General features: G+C 58.2%; 15 protein-coding genes and 1 pseudogene. 3 read left to right on the top strand and 13 right to left on the bottom strand.

What is annotated here, in order from left to right; all coding sequences use genetic code 11:
- Positions 1-3: 3 nt before the first annotated feature.
- From ACZ6J2_RS06375 to pdxB, 4 genes are all read right to left on the bottom strand, one after another.
- Positions 4-663 (bottom strand): DedA family protein, encoded by a 660-nt coding sequence (locus ACZ6J2_RS06375; protein WP_471725209.1) that lies wholly within the window; start codon positions 661-663, stop codon positions 4-6.
- A gap of 28 nt (positions 664-691) precedes the next feature.
- Positions 692-1504 (bottom strand): tRNA pseudouridine(38-40) synthase TruA, encoded by an 813-nt coding sequence (gene truA / locus ACZ6J2_RS06370; RefSeq protein ID WP_023312566.1) that lies wholly within the window; start codon positions 1502-1504, stop codon positions 692-694.
- Complete coding sequence (locus ACZ6J2_RS06365) at positions 1504-2517, bottom strand: aspartate-semialdehyde dehydrogenase (protein WP_471725208.1); 1014 nt, start codon at positions 2515-2517, stop codon at positions 1504-1506. Before ACZ6J2_RS06365 ends, truA begins: the two co-directional genes overlap by 1 nt.
- Positions 2518-2584: 67 nt before the next feature.
- Entirely contained in the window at positions 2585-3721 is a 1137-nt protein-coding gene (gene pdxB / locus ACZ6J2_RS06360; protein WP_471725207.1) for a 4-phosphoerythronate dehydrogenase PdxB, read from the bottom strand.
- A 113-nt stretch (positions 3722-3834) separates the two neighbouring features.
- On the opposite strand from pdxB, the gene flk reads away from it, so the two are divergent.
- Positions 3835-4839 carry a flagella biosynthesis regulator Flk gene (gene flk / locus ACZ6J2_RS06355; protein ID WP_471725206.1) on the top strand — a complete coding sequence of 335 codons (1005 nt, stop codon included), beginning with the start codon at positions 3835-3837 and terminating at the stop codon, positions 4837-4839.
- Between the two features lie 84 nt (positions 4840-4923).
- On the opposite strand, the gene ACZ6J2_RS06350 is transcribed toward flk, so the two are convergent.
- Positions 4924-6102, bottom strand: a complete 1179-nt coding sequence (locus ACZ6J2_RS06350) for an arabinose transporter (RefSeq protein WP_471725205.1) — start codon at positions 6100-6102, stop codon at positions 4924-4926.
- A gap of 208 nt (positions 6103-6310) precedes the next feature.
- Positions 6311-7528 (bottom strand): beta-ketoacyl-ACP synthase I, encoded by a 1218-nt coding sequence (fabB, locus tag ACZ6J2_RS06345; protein ID WP_023312571.1) that lies wholly within the window; start codon positions 7526-7528, stop codon positions 6311-6313.
- A 158-nt stretch (positions 7529-7686) separates the two neighbouring features.
- Between fabB and mnmC the strand changes: the two are divergent.
- Positions 7687-9683, top strand: a pseudogene (mnmC, locus tag ACZ6J2_RS06340) (bifunctional tRNA (5-methylaminomethyl-2-thiouridine)(34)-methyltransferase MnmC2/FAD-dependent 5-carboxymethylaminomethyl-2-thiouridine(34) oxidoreductase MnmC1).
- A gap of 58 nt (positions 9684-9741) precedes the next feature.
- Here the strand turns inward: mnmC and ACZ6J2_RS06335 are convergent.
- Genes ACZ6J2_RS06335 through prmB form a run of 6 tightly spaced genes read right to left on the bottom strand, consistent with a single transcriptional unit; the run spans position 9742 to position 14293 of the window.
- Positions 9742-10020, bottom strand: coding sequence for a YfcL family protein (locus ACZ6J2_RS06335; RefSeq protein ID WP_029740204.1), 279 nt, complete (start codon positions 10018-10020; stop codon positions 9742-9744).
- 13 nt (positions 10021-10033) lie between these two features.
- Positions 10034-10579, bottom strand: a complete 546-nt coding sequence (locus tag ACZ6J2_RS06330) for an elongation factor P hydroxylase (RefSeq protein WP_033146101.1) — start codon at positions 10577-10579, stop codon at positions 10034-10036.
- Complete coding sequence (locus ACZ6J2_RS06325; RefSeq protein ID WP_038417370.1) at positions 10579-11388, bottom strand: sulfite exporter TauE/SafE family protein; 810 nt, start codon at positions 11386-11388, stop codon at positions 10579-10581. The genes ACZ6J2_RS06330 and ACZ6J2_RS06325 overlap by 1 nt, the downstream gene beginning before the upstream one ends.
- Complete coding sequence (gene mepA / locus ACZ6J2_RS06320; RefSeq protein ID WP_471725204.1) at positions 11388-12212, bottom strand: penicillin-insensitive murein endopeptidase; 825 nt, start codon at positions 12210-12212, stop codon at positions 11388-11390. The genes ACZ6J2_RS06325 and mepA overlap by 1 nt, the downstream gene beginning before the upstream one ends.
- Before the next feature lie 2 nt (positions 12213-12214).
- Positions 12215-13300, bottom strand: coding sequence for a chorismate synthase (gene aroC / locus ACZ6J2_RS06315; protein ID WP_029742149.1), 1086 nt, complete (start codon positions 13298-13300; stop codon positions 12215-12217).
- Between the two features lie 60 nt (positions 13301-13360).
- Positions 13361-14293 (bottom strand): 50S ribosomal protein L3 N(5)-glutamine methyltransferase, encoded by a 933-nt coding sequence (gene prmB, locus ACZ6J2_RS06310; protein ID WP_008502612.1) that lies wholly within the window; start codon positions 14291-14293, stop codon positions 13361-13363.
- Positions 14294-14438: 145 nt separating this feature from the next.
- Here prmB and smrB point away from each other — a divergent pair, with 145 nt between their 5' ends.
- Positions 14439-14990 carry an endonuclease SmrB gene (smrB, locus tag ACZ6J2_RS06305; protein WP_033146105.1) on the top strand — a complete coding sequence of 184 codons (552 nt, stop codon included), beginning with the start codon at positions 14439-14441 and terminating at the stop codon, positions 14988-14990.
- Positions 14991-15036: 46 nt separating this feature from the next.
- Here the strand turns inward: smrB and sixA are convergent, their stop codons facing one another.
- Entirely contained in the window at positions 15037-15522 is a 486-nt protein-coding gene (gene sixA, locus ACZ6J2_RS06300; protein WP_032659231.1) for a phosphohistidine phosphatase SixA, read from the bottom strand.
- Positions 15523-15638 lie beyond the last annotated feature (116 nt).

Raw genomic sequence — 15638 nt, 5'->3', positions numbered from 1 at the left:
CATTTACTTCGCTTGTTTTGCCGCCGCACGTTTGTGACGAATGATTTCGATAACGCCAGGCAGTACGGAAAGCACAATAATCGCTACAATCAGTAACTTAAGGTTTTTCTGCACCACCGGGAGATCGCCAAACAGATAGCCTGCGTAGGTAAACAGCAGTACCCACAGCAGCGCGCCAACCACGTTGTATGCCGCAAAATGACGATAGGACATATGCCCCATTCCCGCCACAAACGGTGCAAATGTGCGCACAATAGGCACAAACCGCGCAAGGATAATGGTTTTCCCGCCATGGCGTTCATAAAACGCATGGGTTTTGTCTAAATAGCTGCGACGGAAAATTTTCGAATCAGGATTGCTGAACAGCCGCTCACCGAACACCCGTCCAATCGTATAGTTGACCGCATCACCGATAATGGCGGCAATCACCATCAGCACAACCATAAGATGCACGTTCAGATCGTTAGTGGGCAACGCCGAGAGCGCCCCGGCAACGAACAGCAGTGAATCCCCTGGAAGGAATGGGGTAACGACCAGTCCGGTTTCACAAAACAGAATGAGGAACAGAATGGCGTAAACCCAGACGCCATACTGCGCGACCAGCTCCGCCAGGTGAACATCAATATGCAGAATGAAATCAATCAGAAAACGTATTACGTCCATATTGTCTAAGCCCTAATTGCACCTTTGTTTAGTCCGCTAAAAACAGCGGGCCCATTGGCGGTTTCGGCAGGTCAAATCGATCCGGATAGTCTACTGAGACCAGATACAATCCTTCCGCTTTCGCCGTGGCTGCCGCAAGCGTTCTGTCCTTCGCTGCCAGCAGGTCTGCAATCCAGCTCTCCGGCTGGTGTCCGGCACCCACTTCCATCAGGCTGCCCACAATATTCCGAACCATATGATGTACAAAGGCATTGGCTTTGATATCCACCACCACATACGCGCCAAAACGGCTGACGTTTATGTGCATGACGTTGCGCCACGGCGTGCGGGACTGACACTGCACCGCACGAAACGACGTAAAGTCATTTTCACCAATCAGACACTGCGCCGCGCGATGCATACGTTCCGCATCAAGCGGTTCATAAAAATGCGTCACGCCCTGGCTTAACACTGCCGGACGCAGGCGCTGGTTGTAGATGACATAACGGTAGCGACGCGCCGTGGCGCTGAAGCGCGCGTGAAAATCATCCGGCACAGCTTTTACCCAGCGCACCGCAATGTCACCAGGCAAATTCGCATTTACACCCAGCGTCCAGGCAGCATCCTTACGCACGGCGGTGGTTTCAAAGTGAACCACCTGCCCCGTGCCGTGAACCCCCGCGTCCGTACGGCCCGCGCACAGGACGTTAATCGGCTCGTTTGCCACCTGAGAGAGCGCTTTCTCCAGCTTTTCCTGGACGCTGCGCACCTCGTTCTGACGCTGCCAGCCATAATATTTACTGCCATCGTACTCAATGCCGAGGGCAATTCTATGGACCGGCTTTTGTTCCACGTCTGACATCAGTACAGGTACTCCTGCACCAGTTTTTCAGCGATTTTGACCGCCATCAGCGCGCCGCCGAAACGAACGTTATCGGCAACGGACCAGAACTGAACCTGTTCCGGCATGCCGTAATCGTTACGCACGCAGCCAACGGAAAGATGCGCGCTACCAGTGGCATCGCCAACCTGGGTCGGGAACACGCTCTCTTCAGAAAGCACGATATCTTCACCGCGGCCAAACGCGTCGCGCGCCTCTTCTGCCGCCAGCGGACGCAGGGCTTCAAAGCCGACCATCTGCGCGTGGCCGTAGAAGACCGGGGACTGCACGACGTTCGCGGAGATCATCAGGCCATCGTCCTGCAGAATTTTACGCACTTCATCGACGATACGGCGCTCTTCGCGCACGGAGCCCTCGCGGTCCGGCAGCAGCGGCAGCATATTGAACGCCAGCTGGCGGCCAAAGAAATCGTCTTCATCAATCGGGATACCGTTCAGCAGCTTCGCGCTCTGCCCGGCCAGCGCGTCAACGGCCTTTTTGCCGTTCGCGGACGCGGACAGCAGGCTGGTGACGGAAATGCGCGACAGGCCGCCGTCGTCGATTAGCGGCTTCAGGGCGGTCAGCAGCTGGCTGGTCAGGCTGTTCGGAACCGCAATGACGTTACGGTTGCGGTAGTCAGCCAGCACAAACGGGTTCACGTCCGGCACCACCAGCGGCACATCCGGCTCCATTGAGAACAGACCGCTCAGGTCGATCACCAGGCAGCCAGCGTTAGTCGCCTCTTCAACGTACGCAGCCGTCGCTTCAGCGCCCGCAGCGAAAAACGCCAGCTGCGCCTGCGTCCAGTCGAACGCGGCCGCGTCCTGAACCATGACGGATTTACCGTTAAAACGCAGATGCTCACCTGCGCTGTCGGTACGGGCCAGCGCATAGATATCGCCCACCGGGAACTGACGCTCAGCAAGGGTTTCGAGCAGGGCTTCGCCCACGGCACCCGTGGCACCTAAAATGGCAATATTCCAGCCTTCAGACATGGTGGTTTACTCCAGAAATAAAAAAGCGTCCCTGTCGGAGTATCCGACAGGGAGCATTAAGAAGACATTAATGCGCCGGGTGATGAACGGCGTTAAATCCCAGCTTATGCAGCAGCGTCGCCGCCGACGCGTCGTCGCACATCACATACAGGGAAGACCACTCGCGGCGCTCAACGTAGTTCTTGCGCAGCTTATCAAACTCACCCGGGATCCCCGCCACTTTACGCAGCAGCGCATCATCGCGGCGCACATCATACACCAAATGCACCAGCCTTTTCAGCGTTGCCTGATCGAGCGGACCGTGCAGGGTAATGCGGCCAAATTCAGGCGCGGGGAGTAAGGTATCCAGCGCTACCTGCTGCGGATGGCCAATAAAAGCGCTGTAGGCCTCGAAGACCTGCGTCGTACCGCGCGCTTTCCCCTCGAGGGTATAACCGGCGATATGCGCGGTGCCCACGTCCACCTTGTTAAGCAGCTCAACGTTGAGATCCGGCTCCGGCTCCCAGACGTCCAGCACCACGCTGAGGTCTTGTCCTTCGTTCAGGCATGTCAGCAGCGCGGCGTTATCGACGACCGGACCACGGCAGGCATTTATCAGAATAGTGCCAGCCTTCAGACGACGGATCAGCGCCTCGTCGGCAAGATGCAGCGACTTATACGGCCCCTCTTTAAACAGCGGCGTGTGGAAAGTCAGCACGTCACACTGTTCGACCAGTTCGTCCAGCGAGCGGAAATCCCCGTCATCGCCATTGTCTTTACGCGGCGGATCGCACAGCAGCGTGCGGATCCCTAACGCTTCCAGGCGCTTTTGCAGGCGCCAGCCGACGTTACCCACGCCGACAATCCCCACGGTGCGGTCCTTCAGCGCAAACCCGTCGCGCTCGGCCAGCATCAGCAGGGAGGAGAAAACGTATTCCACAACGGCGATGGCGTTACAGCCCGGCGCGGCGGAAAAACCGATTCCGGCCTGCTTCAGCCATTTATCATCCACATGATCGGTCCCTGCCGTTGCGGTTCCGACAAACTTAATCGCTTTACCGGCGAGCAACGCCTCATTTACTTTGGTCACCGAGCGCACCATCAGCGCGTCTGCGTCATCCAGTTCGTTGACCGGGATCGGGCGACCAGGGACAGCCTTAACGTTACCCAGGCGGCTAAACAGCTCACGGGCGTAAGGCATATTTTCATCAACGAGGATTTTCACGTCTGAGTACCTGTTTGAGAGGAAGAAAACCTGCCAAGTGTGCCATAATCTGGCCGCCAGGCATATATGTATGCCTGGTTTACGCTGAGTTTTGACTTTAAGGATTTTTGACGATGCAGCCCATTTCAGGTACGCCGCCACGCCCTCCGGGTGAAGGCCCCGTCACGCCAAACGTTGCCGGTGAACAACCGCTATCCACGCAACAGCGCACCGTGCTGGAGCGACTGATCACGCGCCTGATTGCGCTGACTTCGCAGCAAAACGCGGAAGTCTGGGCCGGGGTAAAGCATGATTTAGGCGTGAGGAACGACGCACCGCTGCAGTCGCGCCATTTCCCTGCGGCAGAGCAAAACCTGAACCAGCGTATTTTTACCGCGCAGCAGAACCACACCACGCGCCAGATTGTCGCTCAGCTGACGGAGCTGCTGGGCCAGGGTAATAACCGCCAGGCGGTGAGCGATTTTATTCGCCAGCAGTTTGGTCAGACCGCGCTGGGCCAGCTGACGCCCGACCAGCTCAAAACCGTGCTGACCCTGCTGCAGAACAACGAGCTGTCTATTCCGCAGCCTCAGGTGCGCCCGGCGACCGAGCGTCCGCTGCTGCCCGCCGAGCACAACACGCTCAAGCAGATGGTGACGAAGCTGGCTGCCGCCACCGGCGAACCGACGAAGCTTATCTGGCAGTCCATGCTGGAGCTGTCCGGCGTGAAGGCGGGTGAGTTAATCCCGGCCAGACAGTTTACGCATCTGGTGACCTGGCTTCAGGCGCGCCAGACGCTCAGCACCCAGAATGCCCCTACTCTGCATACCGTCCAGGCGGCACTGAAACAGCCGCTTGAGCCGCACGAGTTTGACGTCATTCGGGATTACGCCCAGCAAAACTGGCAGGCCACGCCGCAAACGGTGCTGACCACCGCGCAGGTGCAGGATCTGCTCAATCAAATCTTCGTTCGTCGCGCCGAGCGCGAGGGCGGCGTGCCGGAGGTGAGAAACATTCAGCCGATCTACAGCCCGCTGTTTGCGCCGGTCGTCGAGACGTTCAGAACGCTCTCTGCGCGTCCGGGGTTGATGTTTATTGCGCTACTGATTGCGCTGGCGATTTTCTGGCTGGTTGCTTAACACTGCCGGGTGGCGGCTTCGCCTTACCCGGCCTACGGCTAGTGCGTTTGTAGGCCCGGTAAGCGAAGCGCCACCGGGCAAAAACTACGATCTGCGAAACGCCACCAGCGTCACCACGATCCCTACCACCGCAGAAACCGCACCGGCCAGGAAGACGGACGGATAACCAAACGAGGTGGCTAACACCCCGGCCAGCGGCCCGGTTACCCCGTATGAGATATCCTGAAACGCCGCATAGCCGCCCAGCGCCGTACCGCGCACCTGCGGGGCCACGCGCTTCACCACTTCAACGCCCAGCGCCGGGAAGATCAGTGAACAGCCGCACCCGGTCAGCGCCGCACCAAGCAGCGCAACGGAGGCCACGGGTGCATTCCACAGCAGCAGCAGACCGATGGTTTCAATCACCAGCGACGCCACCGCCACCTTCACGCCGCCAAAGCGATCCGGCATCCAGCCGAAGAAGACACGCATCAGCACAAACGCGCCGCCAAACGCGGTGAGCGTAAAACCGGCCATCGCCCAGCCGCGGCTCATAAAATAGAGCGAGACGAAGGTACCAATCACCGCAAAACCCACGCCCTGCAGCGCCAGGCCAAGACCCGGCTGCCAGATCTGGCCAACCACGCTCCACAGGGAAGGCCGCTCGCCTTTGTGCGCGGGTACTTTACGCACCGAGCCGTTAAACGCCCACGCCAGCAGGGGTAAAGCCATGGTGGTGGCAGCCAGCGCCGCAAACCCAAACTGGCTATTAATCAGCAGCCCAAGCGGTGCGCCTGCGGCCAGCGCGCCATAGATGGCCATGCCGTTCCATGACATCACCTTGCCGGAGCGTGCCGGCCCCACCAGACCCATTCCCCAGGTCAGGGTGCCGGTCAGCACCTGGCTTTCACCAAAGCCAAGAATTAAACGGCCCAGCACCAGCAGCGCAAATTTATACGCGGCGTCTACGGGCAGGAGAGCAGCCAGCAGCCATGCGCCGCCCGCCAGCCCACAGGCAAACATCCCCTGTAACGCCGAACGTTTTGCACCGTGCTGATCCGCCAGCCGTCCGGCGTAACCGCGGGTCAACACCGTGGCTAAAAACTGAATGCCCACGGCAATGCCGACCATGGTATTGCCATAGCCCAGCTCCTGATGAACGAACAGAGGGATCACCGGCAGCGGCAGGCCAACGGTCATATAGGTCAGAAATACCGCAAAAGCGATACGGAACAGCGAGACGTTCGCTGAAGGGGTTGTTTCTGTTTGAGTTACTGCAGTCATGCTTTACTCCGAAATGAAGAGTAAGGCGGGGAAAAGCCACGCCCCCTCTACCTGATTATCAGGATTAAGGTGCGTTGGTTGACGTTAAACGCTTACGCATTATCGTGAGGATAATGTTGAGTGGTAAAGTTTGCCTGTGAGATCAGCCGCTTGTCAATGCATAAAAAAAGGGAGCCTTATGGCTCCCTTCCGGAATCAAACGTAAAACTTATGCTTTCAGCTTACGCATAACCAGCGTGGCGTTGGTGCCACCGAAGCCGAAGCTGTTTGACATGACGGTGGTCAGCGTCGCGTCCATTGGTTTGGTCACGATGTTCAGGCCAGCAGCCTGCTCGTCCATCTCATCAATGTTGATGCTTGGCGCGATAAAGCCGTTTTCCAGCATCAGCAGAGAGTAGATCGCTTCCTGCACGCCAGCCGCACCCAGAGAGTGACCGGTCATGGCTTTGGTCGCGGAGATCGCCGGGCTGTTGTCGCCGAAGACTTCACGGATCGCACCCAGCTCTTTCACGTCGCCTACCGGAGTAGAGGTACCGTGGGAGTTCAGGTAGTCGATTGGGGTGTCAACGCCGTGCATCGCCATCTTCATGCAGCGCACCGCGCCTTCGCCGGATGGCGCAACCATGTCGGCGCCGTCAGACGTTGCACCGTAGCCCACGATTTCAGCGTAGATGTGCGCGCCACGTGCCAGAGCATGCTCCAGCTCTTCTACCACAACCATACCGCCGCCGCCCGCGATAACGAAACCGTCACGGTGCGCATCATAGGTACGGGAGGCTTTATCCGGGGTTTCATTGTACTTGGTGGACAGTGCGCCCATCGCGTCGAATTCACAGGCCATTTCCCAGCCCAGCTCTTCGCCGCCGCCAGCAAATACGATGTCCTGTTTACCCAGCTGGATCTGCTCAACAGCATTACCGATACAGTGTGCGGAAGTCGCACACGCGGAGCTGATGGAGTAGTTCACACCGTGGATTTTGAATGGGGTCGCCAGGCACGCGGAAACCGCAGAACCCATGGCTTTGGTGACCACGTACGGACCTACTGCTTTCAGACCACGCGGGCTACGCATTGCGTCAGCGCCGAATACCTGCGCTTTTGATGAGCCGCCGGAACCGGCGATCAGACCCACGCGCGGGTTGTTCTGATAAACCTCTTCGCTCAGGCCGGAATCTTTGATCGCTTCCTGCATGGAGAGATAAGCATAAATAGAGGCATCGTTCATGAAACGAACCACTTTGCGGTCAATCAAACCGGTGGTGTCCAGTTTGACGTTACCCCATACGTGGCTACGCATACCTGAATCTTTAAACTCTTCAGAGAAAGTGATCCCGGAGCGTCCTTCACGCAGAGATGCCAGGACTTCCTGCTGGTTATTACCGATGCTGGAAACGATGCCCAGGCCAGTAATCACTGCACGTTTCATTCAATACCTCTGTAAGTCGCACTATAGTAAGTTTCGAGTCGCACAATAGCGTACACTTGTACGCCGAACAAGTCCGATCAGACATTTTCTGCGGAAATTTGCACCGATGGACTCACATCGTTAAGATCGTGCCACTGCCTGTCAGACGAGTAACTTACGTGAAACAAAACGCTATACAACCCGCCAACCTCGAATTCAACGCTGAGGGTACACCTGTTTCCCGAGATTTTGATGACGTCTATTTTTCTAATGATAACGGACTCGAAGAAACTCGCTATGTTTTCCTCGACGGAAACCAGCTCAGCACCCGCTTCCCGGAGCATCCGCGGAGCCTGTTTGTGGTCGCGGAAAGCGGATTCGGCACCGGGCTCAATTTTCTGACCCTCTGGCAGGCGTTTGACCAGTTTCACGCTGCCCACCCTGAGGCTACGCTACAAAGATTACATTTCATCAGTTTTGAAAAATTCCCGCTCACCGCGCACGATCTGCGGCTCGCTCATCAGCGCTGGCCAGAGCTTGCAGCCTGGGCGGAGCAGCTTCAGGCGCAATGGCGCCCCACATCGGCGGCTGCCATCGTCTGATTCTGGACGGCGGACGCGTGACGCTGGATTTATGGCTTGGCGACATCAATGACCTGACCGATACGCTCGACGATTCGATGAACCAGACGGTGGACGCGTGGTTCCTGGACGGCTTTGCCCCCGCCAAAAACCCGGACATGTGGAGCCAGCATCTGTTTAGCGCGATGGCGCGGCTGGCGCGTCCGGGCGCAACGCTTGCCACCTTCACATCGGCAGGCTTTGTCCGCCGCGGACTGCAGGAGGCGGGCTTTACCATGCAGAAAACCAAAGGTTTTGGCCGCAAGCGCGACATGCTGGTCGGCAGAATGGAGCAGACGCTGGATATCCCCGCACAGGCGCCCTGGTTTGCACGCGGCGCCAGCGCATCACGTGAGGTGGCTATAGTCGGCGGGGGGATCGCCAGCGCCCTGCTGTCCCTCGCGCTTCTCCACCGCGGCTGGCAGGTGACGCTCTACTGTGCTGACGACGCGCCAGCAAGCGGCGCGTCCGGAAACCGCCAGGGGGCGCTCTATCCGCTTTTAAGCGCGCACGACCCGGCCCTGTTCCGGTTTTTCCCGGCGGCATTTACCTTCGCTCGTCGCCTGTACGACGCCCTGCCGGTGGAGTTCGACCATGACTGGTGCGGCGTGACGCAGCTCGGCTGGGATGAAAAGAGCCAGCAAAAAATCACGCAGATGCTGTCGCTGGGTCTACCTGACGAGATTGCCCGTGCGGTAAGTGCGCAAGAGGTGGCAGACACCGCTGGCGTTGAAACCGGCTGTGGGGGCATTCAGTATCCGCTTGGCGGCTGGCTGTGTCCGGCTGAACTGACCGCCGCAGCCATTGCCCTGGCGCAGTCGCGCGGGCTGACGGCGCATTATGCTCACAAGGTTGAATCGTTGAGCCGGACAGAACGCTGGAATCTGCGTTTTGCTGATGGCAAAGAAGCGAGCCATGCCAGCGTTGTGCTGGCAAACGGGCATAACATCAGCCAGTTTATCCAGACAGAGACGTTGCCGGTTTATCCGGTCGGCGGCCAGGTAAGCCATATTCCTTCCGCGCCTGAACTGAGCAAACTGCGTCAGGTGCTGTGCTATGACGGCTATCTTACGCCGCAAAATCCGTCTAATGGCCATCACTGCATCGGGGCCAGCTATCGTCGTGGCGAAGCGGATATGCGCTACAGCGACGCGGATCAGGCGCAGAACCGCCAGCGCCTGATTGACTGTTTCCCGGATGCGGCGTGGGCGAAAGAGGTTGACGTCAGCGAGGGTAACGCGCGCTGCGGCGTGCGCTGTGCCACCCGCGATCATCTGCCGATGGCGGGAAATGTGCCTGACTACGACGCGACGCTTGAGGCCTATCAGGATCTTGCTGATAACCGGGATAACGCGGTAAGCGCGCCGGTTTATCCTGAGCTGTATATGCTGGGTGGATTAGGATCTCGCGGGCTGTGTTCCGCACCGCTGCTGGCGGAAGTGTTAGCCGCGCAAATGAGCGGCGAGCCGATCCCGCTGGACAGGGTTACGCTTGCGGGCCTGAATCCGAATCGCTTGTGGGTACGGAAACTGCTGAAGGGGAAGAAGGTCAAGTAGGGTGCGGTCTGGTGCCCTCACACTAACCCTCTCCCACAGGGAGAGGGTGGTGAAACACTTACTTCGCTTTCGCCTGCTGGAACAGAGTGTCCCACATGCCCAGCACCAGAGACTGATCGCGCGGAGAGAGCTCCCCGGCCAGAATGGCTTTTTCCAGGCTGCGAGTGACTTCAGCGTGAACGGCGTCGGCAGAGTGATCGTCCCCCGCTTCCAGCTCGGCTACCGCGAGCGTCAGGTGACCACGCAGATAACCGCTGGCGAACAGCTCATCATCACTGGCGTGTTCCACCATGTCATCAATTAACGCCAGAATGCGTGATTCAAATTCTGCGATCATCTTCTTTCCTCTGTTAAAGATCTTCCGGCCAAGGGAAGCATTCCGCCGTGATAACCGGCGTGTGGTAATAATTCTGTAAGGCCTCGATCAGGCGTGCCGGACGTTCCGGGATGCCTTTCTCAAGATATTCCATCACCTGCGCGTGAACGCGGCGCTGGAAGACGATACGGTCCGGCTCGAAGTCGCCTTCGAGGTTGTCACAGCTGACGTTGAACGGGAAACCCGCCGCGACGCAGAATAGCCACTCCAGCGCCTGCGGCTTCACTTCCACATCTTCAAACTGACCCTGAGTGGCGGCATCACGTCCGTCCGGGCAGTACCAGTAGCCGAAGTCCACCAGCTCGCGCCGCGCTTTACCCGCAATGCACCAGTGCGAAATCTCGTGCAAGCCGCTGGCATAAAAGCCGTGGGCAAAGACGATGCGGTTATACGGAACCTCCGCATCAGCAGGAAGATAGATCGGTTCGTCGTCGCCTTTAATCAGACGGGTATTAAAATCGTCAGCAAAACAGCCGTCGAAAATCTCAATCAGCTGTTCGTATTTATGCGTACTGTTCATTAGTGCATCCCCAACCAGGTGAGGATCTCCTGTCCATGGCTGTCATAAAGAAGTTTGGCGCTCATTACGGCCGAGACGATGACGATCATCGGGCGAATAAGTTTTTGTCCTTTGCTTAATACCAGACGCGAGCCCGCGCGCGCGCCCAGGAACTGCCCTGCCATCATCACAAATCCGGTTGCCCAGATGACCTTACCGCCGATGATAAACAGCAGCAGACCGCCGACATTTGAGGTCGCATTGAGCACTTTGGCATGGGCGGTGGATTTGGCGAGGTTAAACCCGGCCAGCGTCACGAACGCCAGCGCGTAAAATGAACCCGCCCCCGGCCCGAAGAAACCGTCGTAAAAACCCACGCTGCCCCCGGCAATCAGAGCAAACGGCAGGCCGTACAGGCGACGCTGGCGGTCTTCTTCACCGAGCTTTGGCATCAGCAGGAAGTAAAGCCCGATGCAGATGACCAGAATCGGCAGGATCTGTCGCAAAATATCGGACTGCACGTGCTGAACCAGCAGCGCGCCCGACGTGGAGCCGATGAAGGTCATCAGGATATTGAGCTTCTGATCGGCCAGGCTCACCACCTTACGGCGGATAAAATAGAGCGACGCCGAGAGCGAGCCGCCGCAGGCCTGAAGCTTATTGGTGGCAAGCGCCTGCGCCGGGCTCATGCCCGCCGCCAGCAGAGCGGGCACGGTTAACAACCCGCCGCCGCCCGCGAGCGCGTCGATAAAACCGGCCAGCATGGCCACAAAGAACAGCACCACCAGCAGCAGCGGTGACACCATAAACAGATCGACGAAATTATCCATTAAAGTACATGCTCATCCAGTAGCGCCTGGCAGGAAGGCGGCAACGGAGGCGGTGTCTTCTTCTCAGGCTTAGAGGTTCCAGGTTTTGCCGGCTCAAACCAGCTTTGCAGTTCCGCACCGCAGCCATCGCCTGGCGGTGGTAGCGGCTGATCTTCACATTCCAGGCTATTCGCCGGACAGCGCAGACGAACGTGCATGTGCGCACGATGCTGGAACCACGGGCGCACTTTGCGCAGCCAGTCACGATCGGTTCCGGCATCCAGGCAGAGCTGCTGCTTGATGGCCGGGTTAACGAAAATCCGCGTGACGTCGTTATCTTCAGCCGCCAGCTTGATCATGCTGGAAACATCCCGCGTCCAGAGTGATGGCACAACGCGCTTACCGTCGCTCGCCACCAGACCCAGCGCCTGCGGTTTCAGCAACTGGGCGGAGGTCCATCGCGCTTTCGGCAGCTGCAGGAAGATATCAACATCCAGTCCGGTCTGGTGGCTGGCGTGTCCACCGTTAAAACGACCGCCGGCAGGCATTCCCATATCGCCAATCAGCATCGTGCCCAGCCCCAGGTTATGCACCTGATTGCCCAGACGCTGGATGAACAGCACCAGGTCCGGGTGGCCGAAATAACGCCGCTGATCGGTGCGCATCACCTGATAGGTATCAGACTGGAGAGGAAGCTCCTGGGCACCGACGATACAGCCGTTGGAAAAGGCGCCAATGGACTGCGCGCTCCCCGCCACCGGGTGGGTGATTTTTTGCCATGGCGTCGCGGCCAGACTGGCTCCACTGGCAAGCAGCGCCAGCAGAGCAATTGCGGTTTTTTTCATGTTTACCAGCGTGGAATGGTGGTCGTCACATCCGCATTCTGCGCGCGCTGGCGCAGGAAGTGATCCATTAGCACGATCGCCAGCATCGCTTCTGCGATCGGCACCGCGCGGATCCCCACGCACGGATCGTGACGTCCTTTGGTGATCATCTCAACTTCTTCGCCATCGCGGTTAATCGTGTGGCCCGGCACGGTAATGCTGGAAGTGGGCTTCAGCGCGATGTTGGCAACAATCTGCTGCCCGCTGCTGATACCGCCCAGGATGCCGCCCGCATGGTTGCTCTGGAAGCCCGCTTTCGTAATTTCATCGCGGTTCTGACTGCCGCGAAGCTGAACCACGTCAAAGCCGTCGCCAATCTCTACGCCCTTCACCGCGTTGATGCTCATCAGCGCGTGGGCAATGTCGGCGTCGAGACGGTCAAATACCGGCTCGCCCCAGCCAGCCGGGACGCCGTCGGCCACCACGGTCACTTTCGCGCCAATGGAGTCGCCCTCTTTTTTCAGGCCACGCATCAGTTCGTCCAGCGCCTCCAGCTTGTCGGCATCGGCGCAGAAGAACGGGTTTTGCTCGACCTGGTCCCAGTCCTTGATCGCCAGCGGAATGTCGCCCATCTGGGTCAGACAGCCGCGGATAACGATGCCAAATTTCTGCTGCAGGTATTTCTTAGCAATCGCCCCTGCCGCCACGCGCATCGCGGTTTCACGCGCGGAAGAACGTCCGCCGCCGCGGTAGTCGCGGAAGCCGTACTTTTGTTCGTAGGTGTAGTCGGCGTGGCCCGGACGGAAGACGTCTTTGATGGCGCCGTAGTCCTGGGAGCGCTGATCGGTGTTTTCGATCAGCAGACCGATGCTGGTCCCGGTGGTGCGACCTTCAAAGACGCCGGAGAGAATTTTGACCTGGTCCGGCTCGCGACGCTGCGTGGTGTAGCGCGAGGTGCCCGGACGACGGCGGTCGAGGTCGTGCTGTAAATCGGCTTCGGTCAGTTCGATGCCTGGCGGTACGCCATCAACGATACAGCCCAGCGCCAGCCCGTGCGACTCGCCAAAGGTGGTCACGCGGAATAACTGTCCAATACTGTTTCCTGCCATCACGGCTCCGATGTTGTTGTTTGTGTTTGAGCGTTGTGAAACGGGCCGAAGCCCGCTGGATTAATCTTTATAGATGCTGAAGTGTTCGCGCGCGTCGAGCAGCTGCGCTTTGGTCAGCATAAAGACGCCGTCACCGCCGTTGTCGAACTCAAGCCAGGTGAACGGCACATCCGGGTACTGCTCTATCAGATGTACCATGCTGTTGCCCACTTCACAAATCAGAACGCCGTCGTCGGTCAGGTAATCCGGCGCGCAGGCCAGAATGCGGCGGGTCAGCTTCAGGCCGTCAGAGCCTGACGCCAGACCCAGCTCCGGCTCGTGACGGTATTCGTTCGGCAGATCGGACATGTCTTCCGCATCGACGTACGGCGGGTTGGTGACGATCAGATCGTACTGCAGCGTCGGCAGATCGCGGAACAGGTCGGAGCGAATTGGCGTAACGTGATGGATCAGCCCGTGCTCTTCAATGTTGTGTTCGGTCACGGCCAGCGCGTCGGTGGAGATATCGACGGCGTCCACTTCCGCTTCCGGGAAGGCGTACGCGCAGGCAATTGCGATGCAGCCGCTGCCGGTGCACATATCCAGAATGTGCTGCGGCTGATGGCCGATCAGGCCTTCAAAGTGGTTGTTGATCAGCTCGCCAATCGGCGAGCGCGGCACCAGCACGCGTTCATCGACATAGAACTCGTGGCCGCAGAACCAGGCTTTGTTGGTCAGGTAGGCGACCGGAATGCGCTCGTTTACGCGGCGGATCACGCGCTCAACGATGCGGTGTTTTTCGCTGGAGGTCAGGCGCGCGGTGCGCATGTCTTCCGGAATATCCAGCGGCAGGTAGAGAGACGGCAGCACCAGCTGCACGGCTTCATCCCACGGGTTATCGGTACCGTGACCGTACCAGATATTGGCGGCGCTGAAGCGGCTAACCGACCAGCGCAACATGTCCTGTATGGTATGCAGCTCGTTTACTGCTTCATCGACAAATATTTTATCCACTCTTTCCTCCAGGGCATGCTCGCATAATTTTCGGCGGCTAGTTTGCCATGAAGACGGCGATAAATCAGCAATGACGCGTCGCGCTTGAGGTTAAAAAATGCGTTTAGTCGGGTACACTGTCGGAAATACGAGATGAGAATGACGAATGAAAAAGAAAACATCGCTCAGCGAGGAGGATCAGGCGCTCTTCCGTCAGCTGATGACCGGGACGCGTAAAATCACGCAGGACACCATCGTCCATCGCCCGCTGCGTAAAAAAATCAGCGAAGTGCCGGTCAAACGTCTTCTGCAGGAGCAGGCGGATAACAGCCACTATTTTTCAGATGAATTTCAGCCGCTGCTCAACACGCAAGGGGCTGTGAAGTACGTACGCGAAGACGTCAGCCATTTTGAGCTGAAAAAATTACGCCGCGGAGATTATTCGCCGGAGCTGTTTCTCGATCTGCACGGTTTAACGCAGATGCAGGCGAAACAGGAGCTGGGGGCGTTGATCGCCGCCTGTCGCCGTGAACATGTTTTTTGCGCCTGCGTGATGCACGGCCACGGTAAACATATCCTCAAGCAGCAGACGCCGCTGTGGCTGGCTCAGCACCCACACGTCATGGCTTTTCATCAGGCACCGAAAGAGTACGGCGGAGATGCCGCGTTGCTGGTGTTGATTGAAGTGGAAGAGTGGCAGCCGCCAGAGTTGCCCTGACAGAATGGCGGGAAGCACATTGCACCCCGCCATATCGCACGTCACGTCAGATCGCTTTCGCCATCTTTAGGTTGCACGGACTCATTTGCCAGTTGAAGACACCTTTGCCCGTTTCGTCGAGAGAAACATTGGCAATGGCGGATGTCGTGAACATCGGCGGGGTCTCGCCAGGGCACAGCTCAGATACCAGATAGCCAACCAGTGGCAGGTGGGAAATGACCAGCGCGGAAGCGACACCTTCATTGCACAGCGCCTGAAGATAAGCGCTGACAAGGCCTACATCGCCACACGGGGTGAGTTCAGGGAGAACATCCACACTGGTCGGCAGGTTCATACACTCCCCTACCACATCCAGCGTCTGTTCTGCACGCAGGAACGGACTCACCAGAACGCGTTCGATGTCCACTTTTTGACCGTTAAGCCAGGTCGCCATCAGACGAGATTCGTCGCAGCCACAGACGGTCAAAGGACGTACTGAGTCACTGGCGGCATCGAGTGCCGCGTCGCCGTGACGCATGATAAAAACTTGCATATTGCACCGCTTTTGTTAACCAGAATCACCGGCGTTAACTACCCGCGATAAATGCTATGAGGTAGAAAACCCGATGGCCGGGCATTGTGCCTGATCCATTCGGTGAATGAAACGCT

It is taken from the genome of Enterobacter sp. E14S (assembly GCF_055666685.1).
The sequence above is the reverse complement of the archived record's forward strand: the minus strand, read 5'-3'. Positions and strand labels throughout refer to the sequence as shown.

What these genes read in the sequence shown, in the direction of transcription:
- ACZ6J2_RS06375 (WP_471725209.1), bottom strand. Translation starts at nt 663, where the DNA reads ATGGACGTAATACGTTTTCTGATTGATTTCATTCTGCATATTGATGTT.
- truA (WP_023312566.1), bottom strand. Translation starts at nt 1,504, where the DNA reads ATGTCAGACGTGGAACAAAAGCCGGTCCATAGAATTGCCCTCGGCATT.
- ACZ6J2_RS06365 (WP_471725208.1), bottom strand. Translation starts at nt 2,517, where the DNA reads ATGTCTGAAGGCTGGAATATTGCCATTTTAGGTGCCACGGGTGCCGTG.
- flk (WP_471725206.1), top strand. Translation starts at nt 3,835, where the DNA reads ATGCAGCCCATTTCAGGTACGCCGCCACGCCCTCCGGGTGAAGGCCCC.
- ACZ6J2_RS06350 (WP_471725205.1), bottom strand. Translation starts at nt 6,102, where the DNA reads ATGACTGCAGTAACTCAAACAGAAACAACCCCTTCAGCGAACGTCTCG.
- fabB (WP_023312571.1), bottom strand. Translation starts at nt 7,528, where the DNA reads ATGAAACGTGCAGTGATTACTGGCCTGGGCATCGTTTCCAGCATCGGT.
- ACZ6J2_RS06335 (WP_029740204.1), bottom strand. Translation starts at nt 10,020, where the DNA reads ATGATCGCAGAATTTGAATCACGCATTCTGGCGTTAATTGATGACATG.
- ACZ6J2_RS06330 (WP_033146101.1), bottom strand. Translation starts at nt 10,579, where the DNA reads ATGAACAGTACGCATAAATACGAACAGCTGATTGAGATTTTCGACGGC.
- ACZ6J2_RS06325 (WP_038417370.1), bottom strand. Translation starts at nt 11,388, where the DNA reads ATGGATAATTTCGTCGATCTGTTTATGGTGTCACCGCTGCTGCTGGTG.
- mepA (WP_471725204.1), bottom strand. Translation starts at nt 12,212, where the DNA reads ATGAAAAAAACCGCAATTGCTCTGCTGGCGCTGCTTGCCAGTGGAGCC.
- aroC (WP_029742149.1), bottom strand. Translation starts at nt 13,300, where the DNA reads ATGGCAGGAAACAGTATTGGACAGTTATTCCGCGTGACCACCTTTGGC.
- smrB (WP_033146105.1), top strand. Translation starts at nt 14,439, where the DNA reads ATGAAAAAGAAAACATCGCTCAGCGAGGAGGATCAGGCGCTCTTCCGT.
- sixA (WP_032659231.1), bottom strand. Translation starts at nt 15,522, where the DNA reads ATGCAAGTTTTTATCATGCGTCACGGCGACGCGGCACTCGATGCCGCC.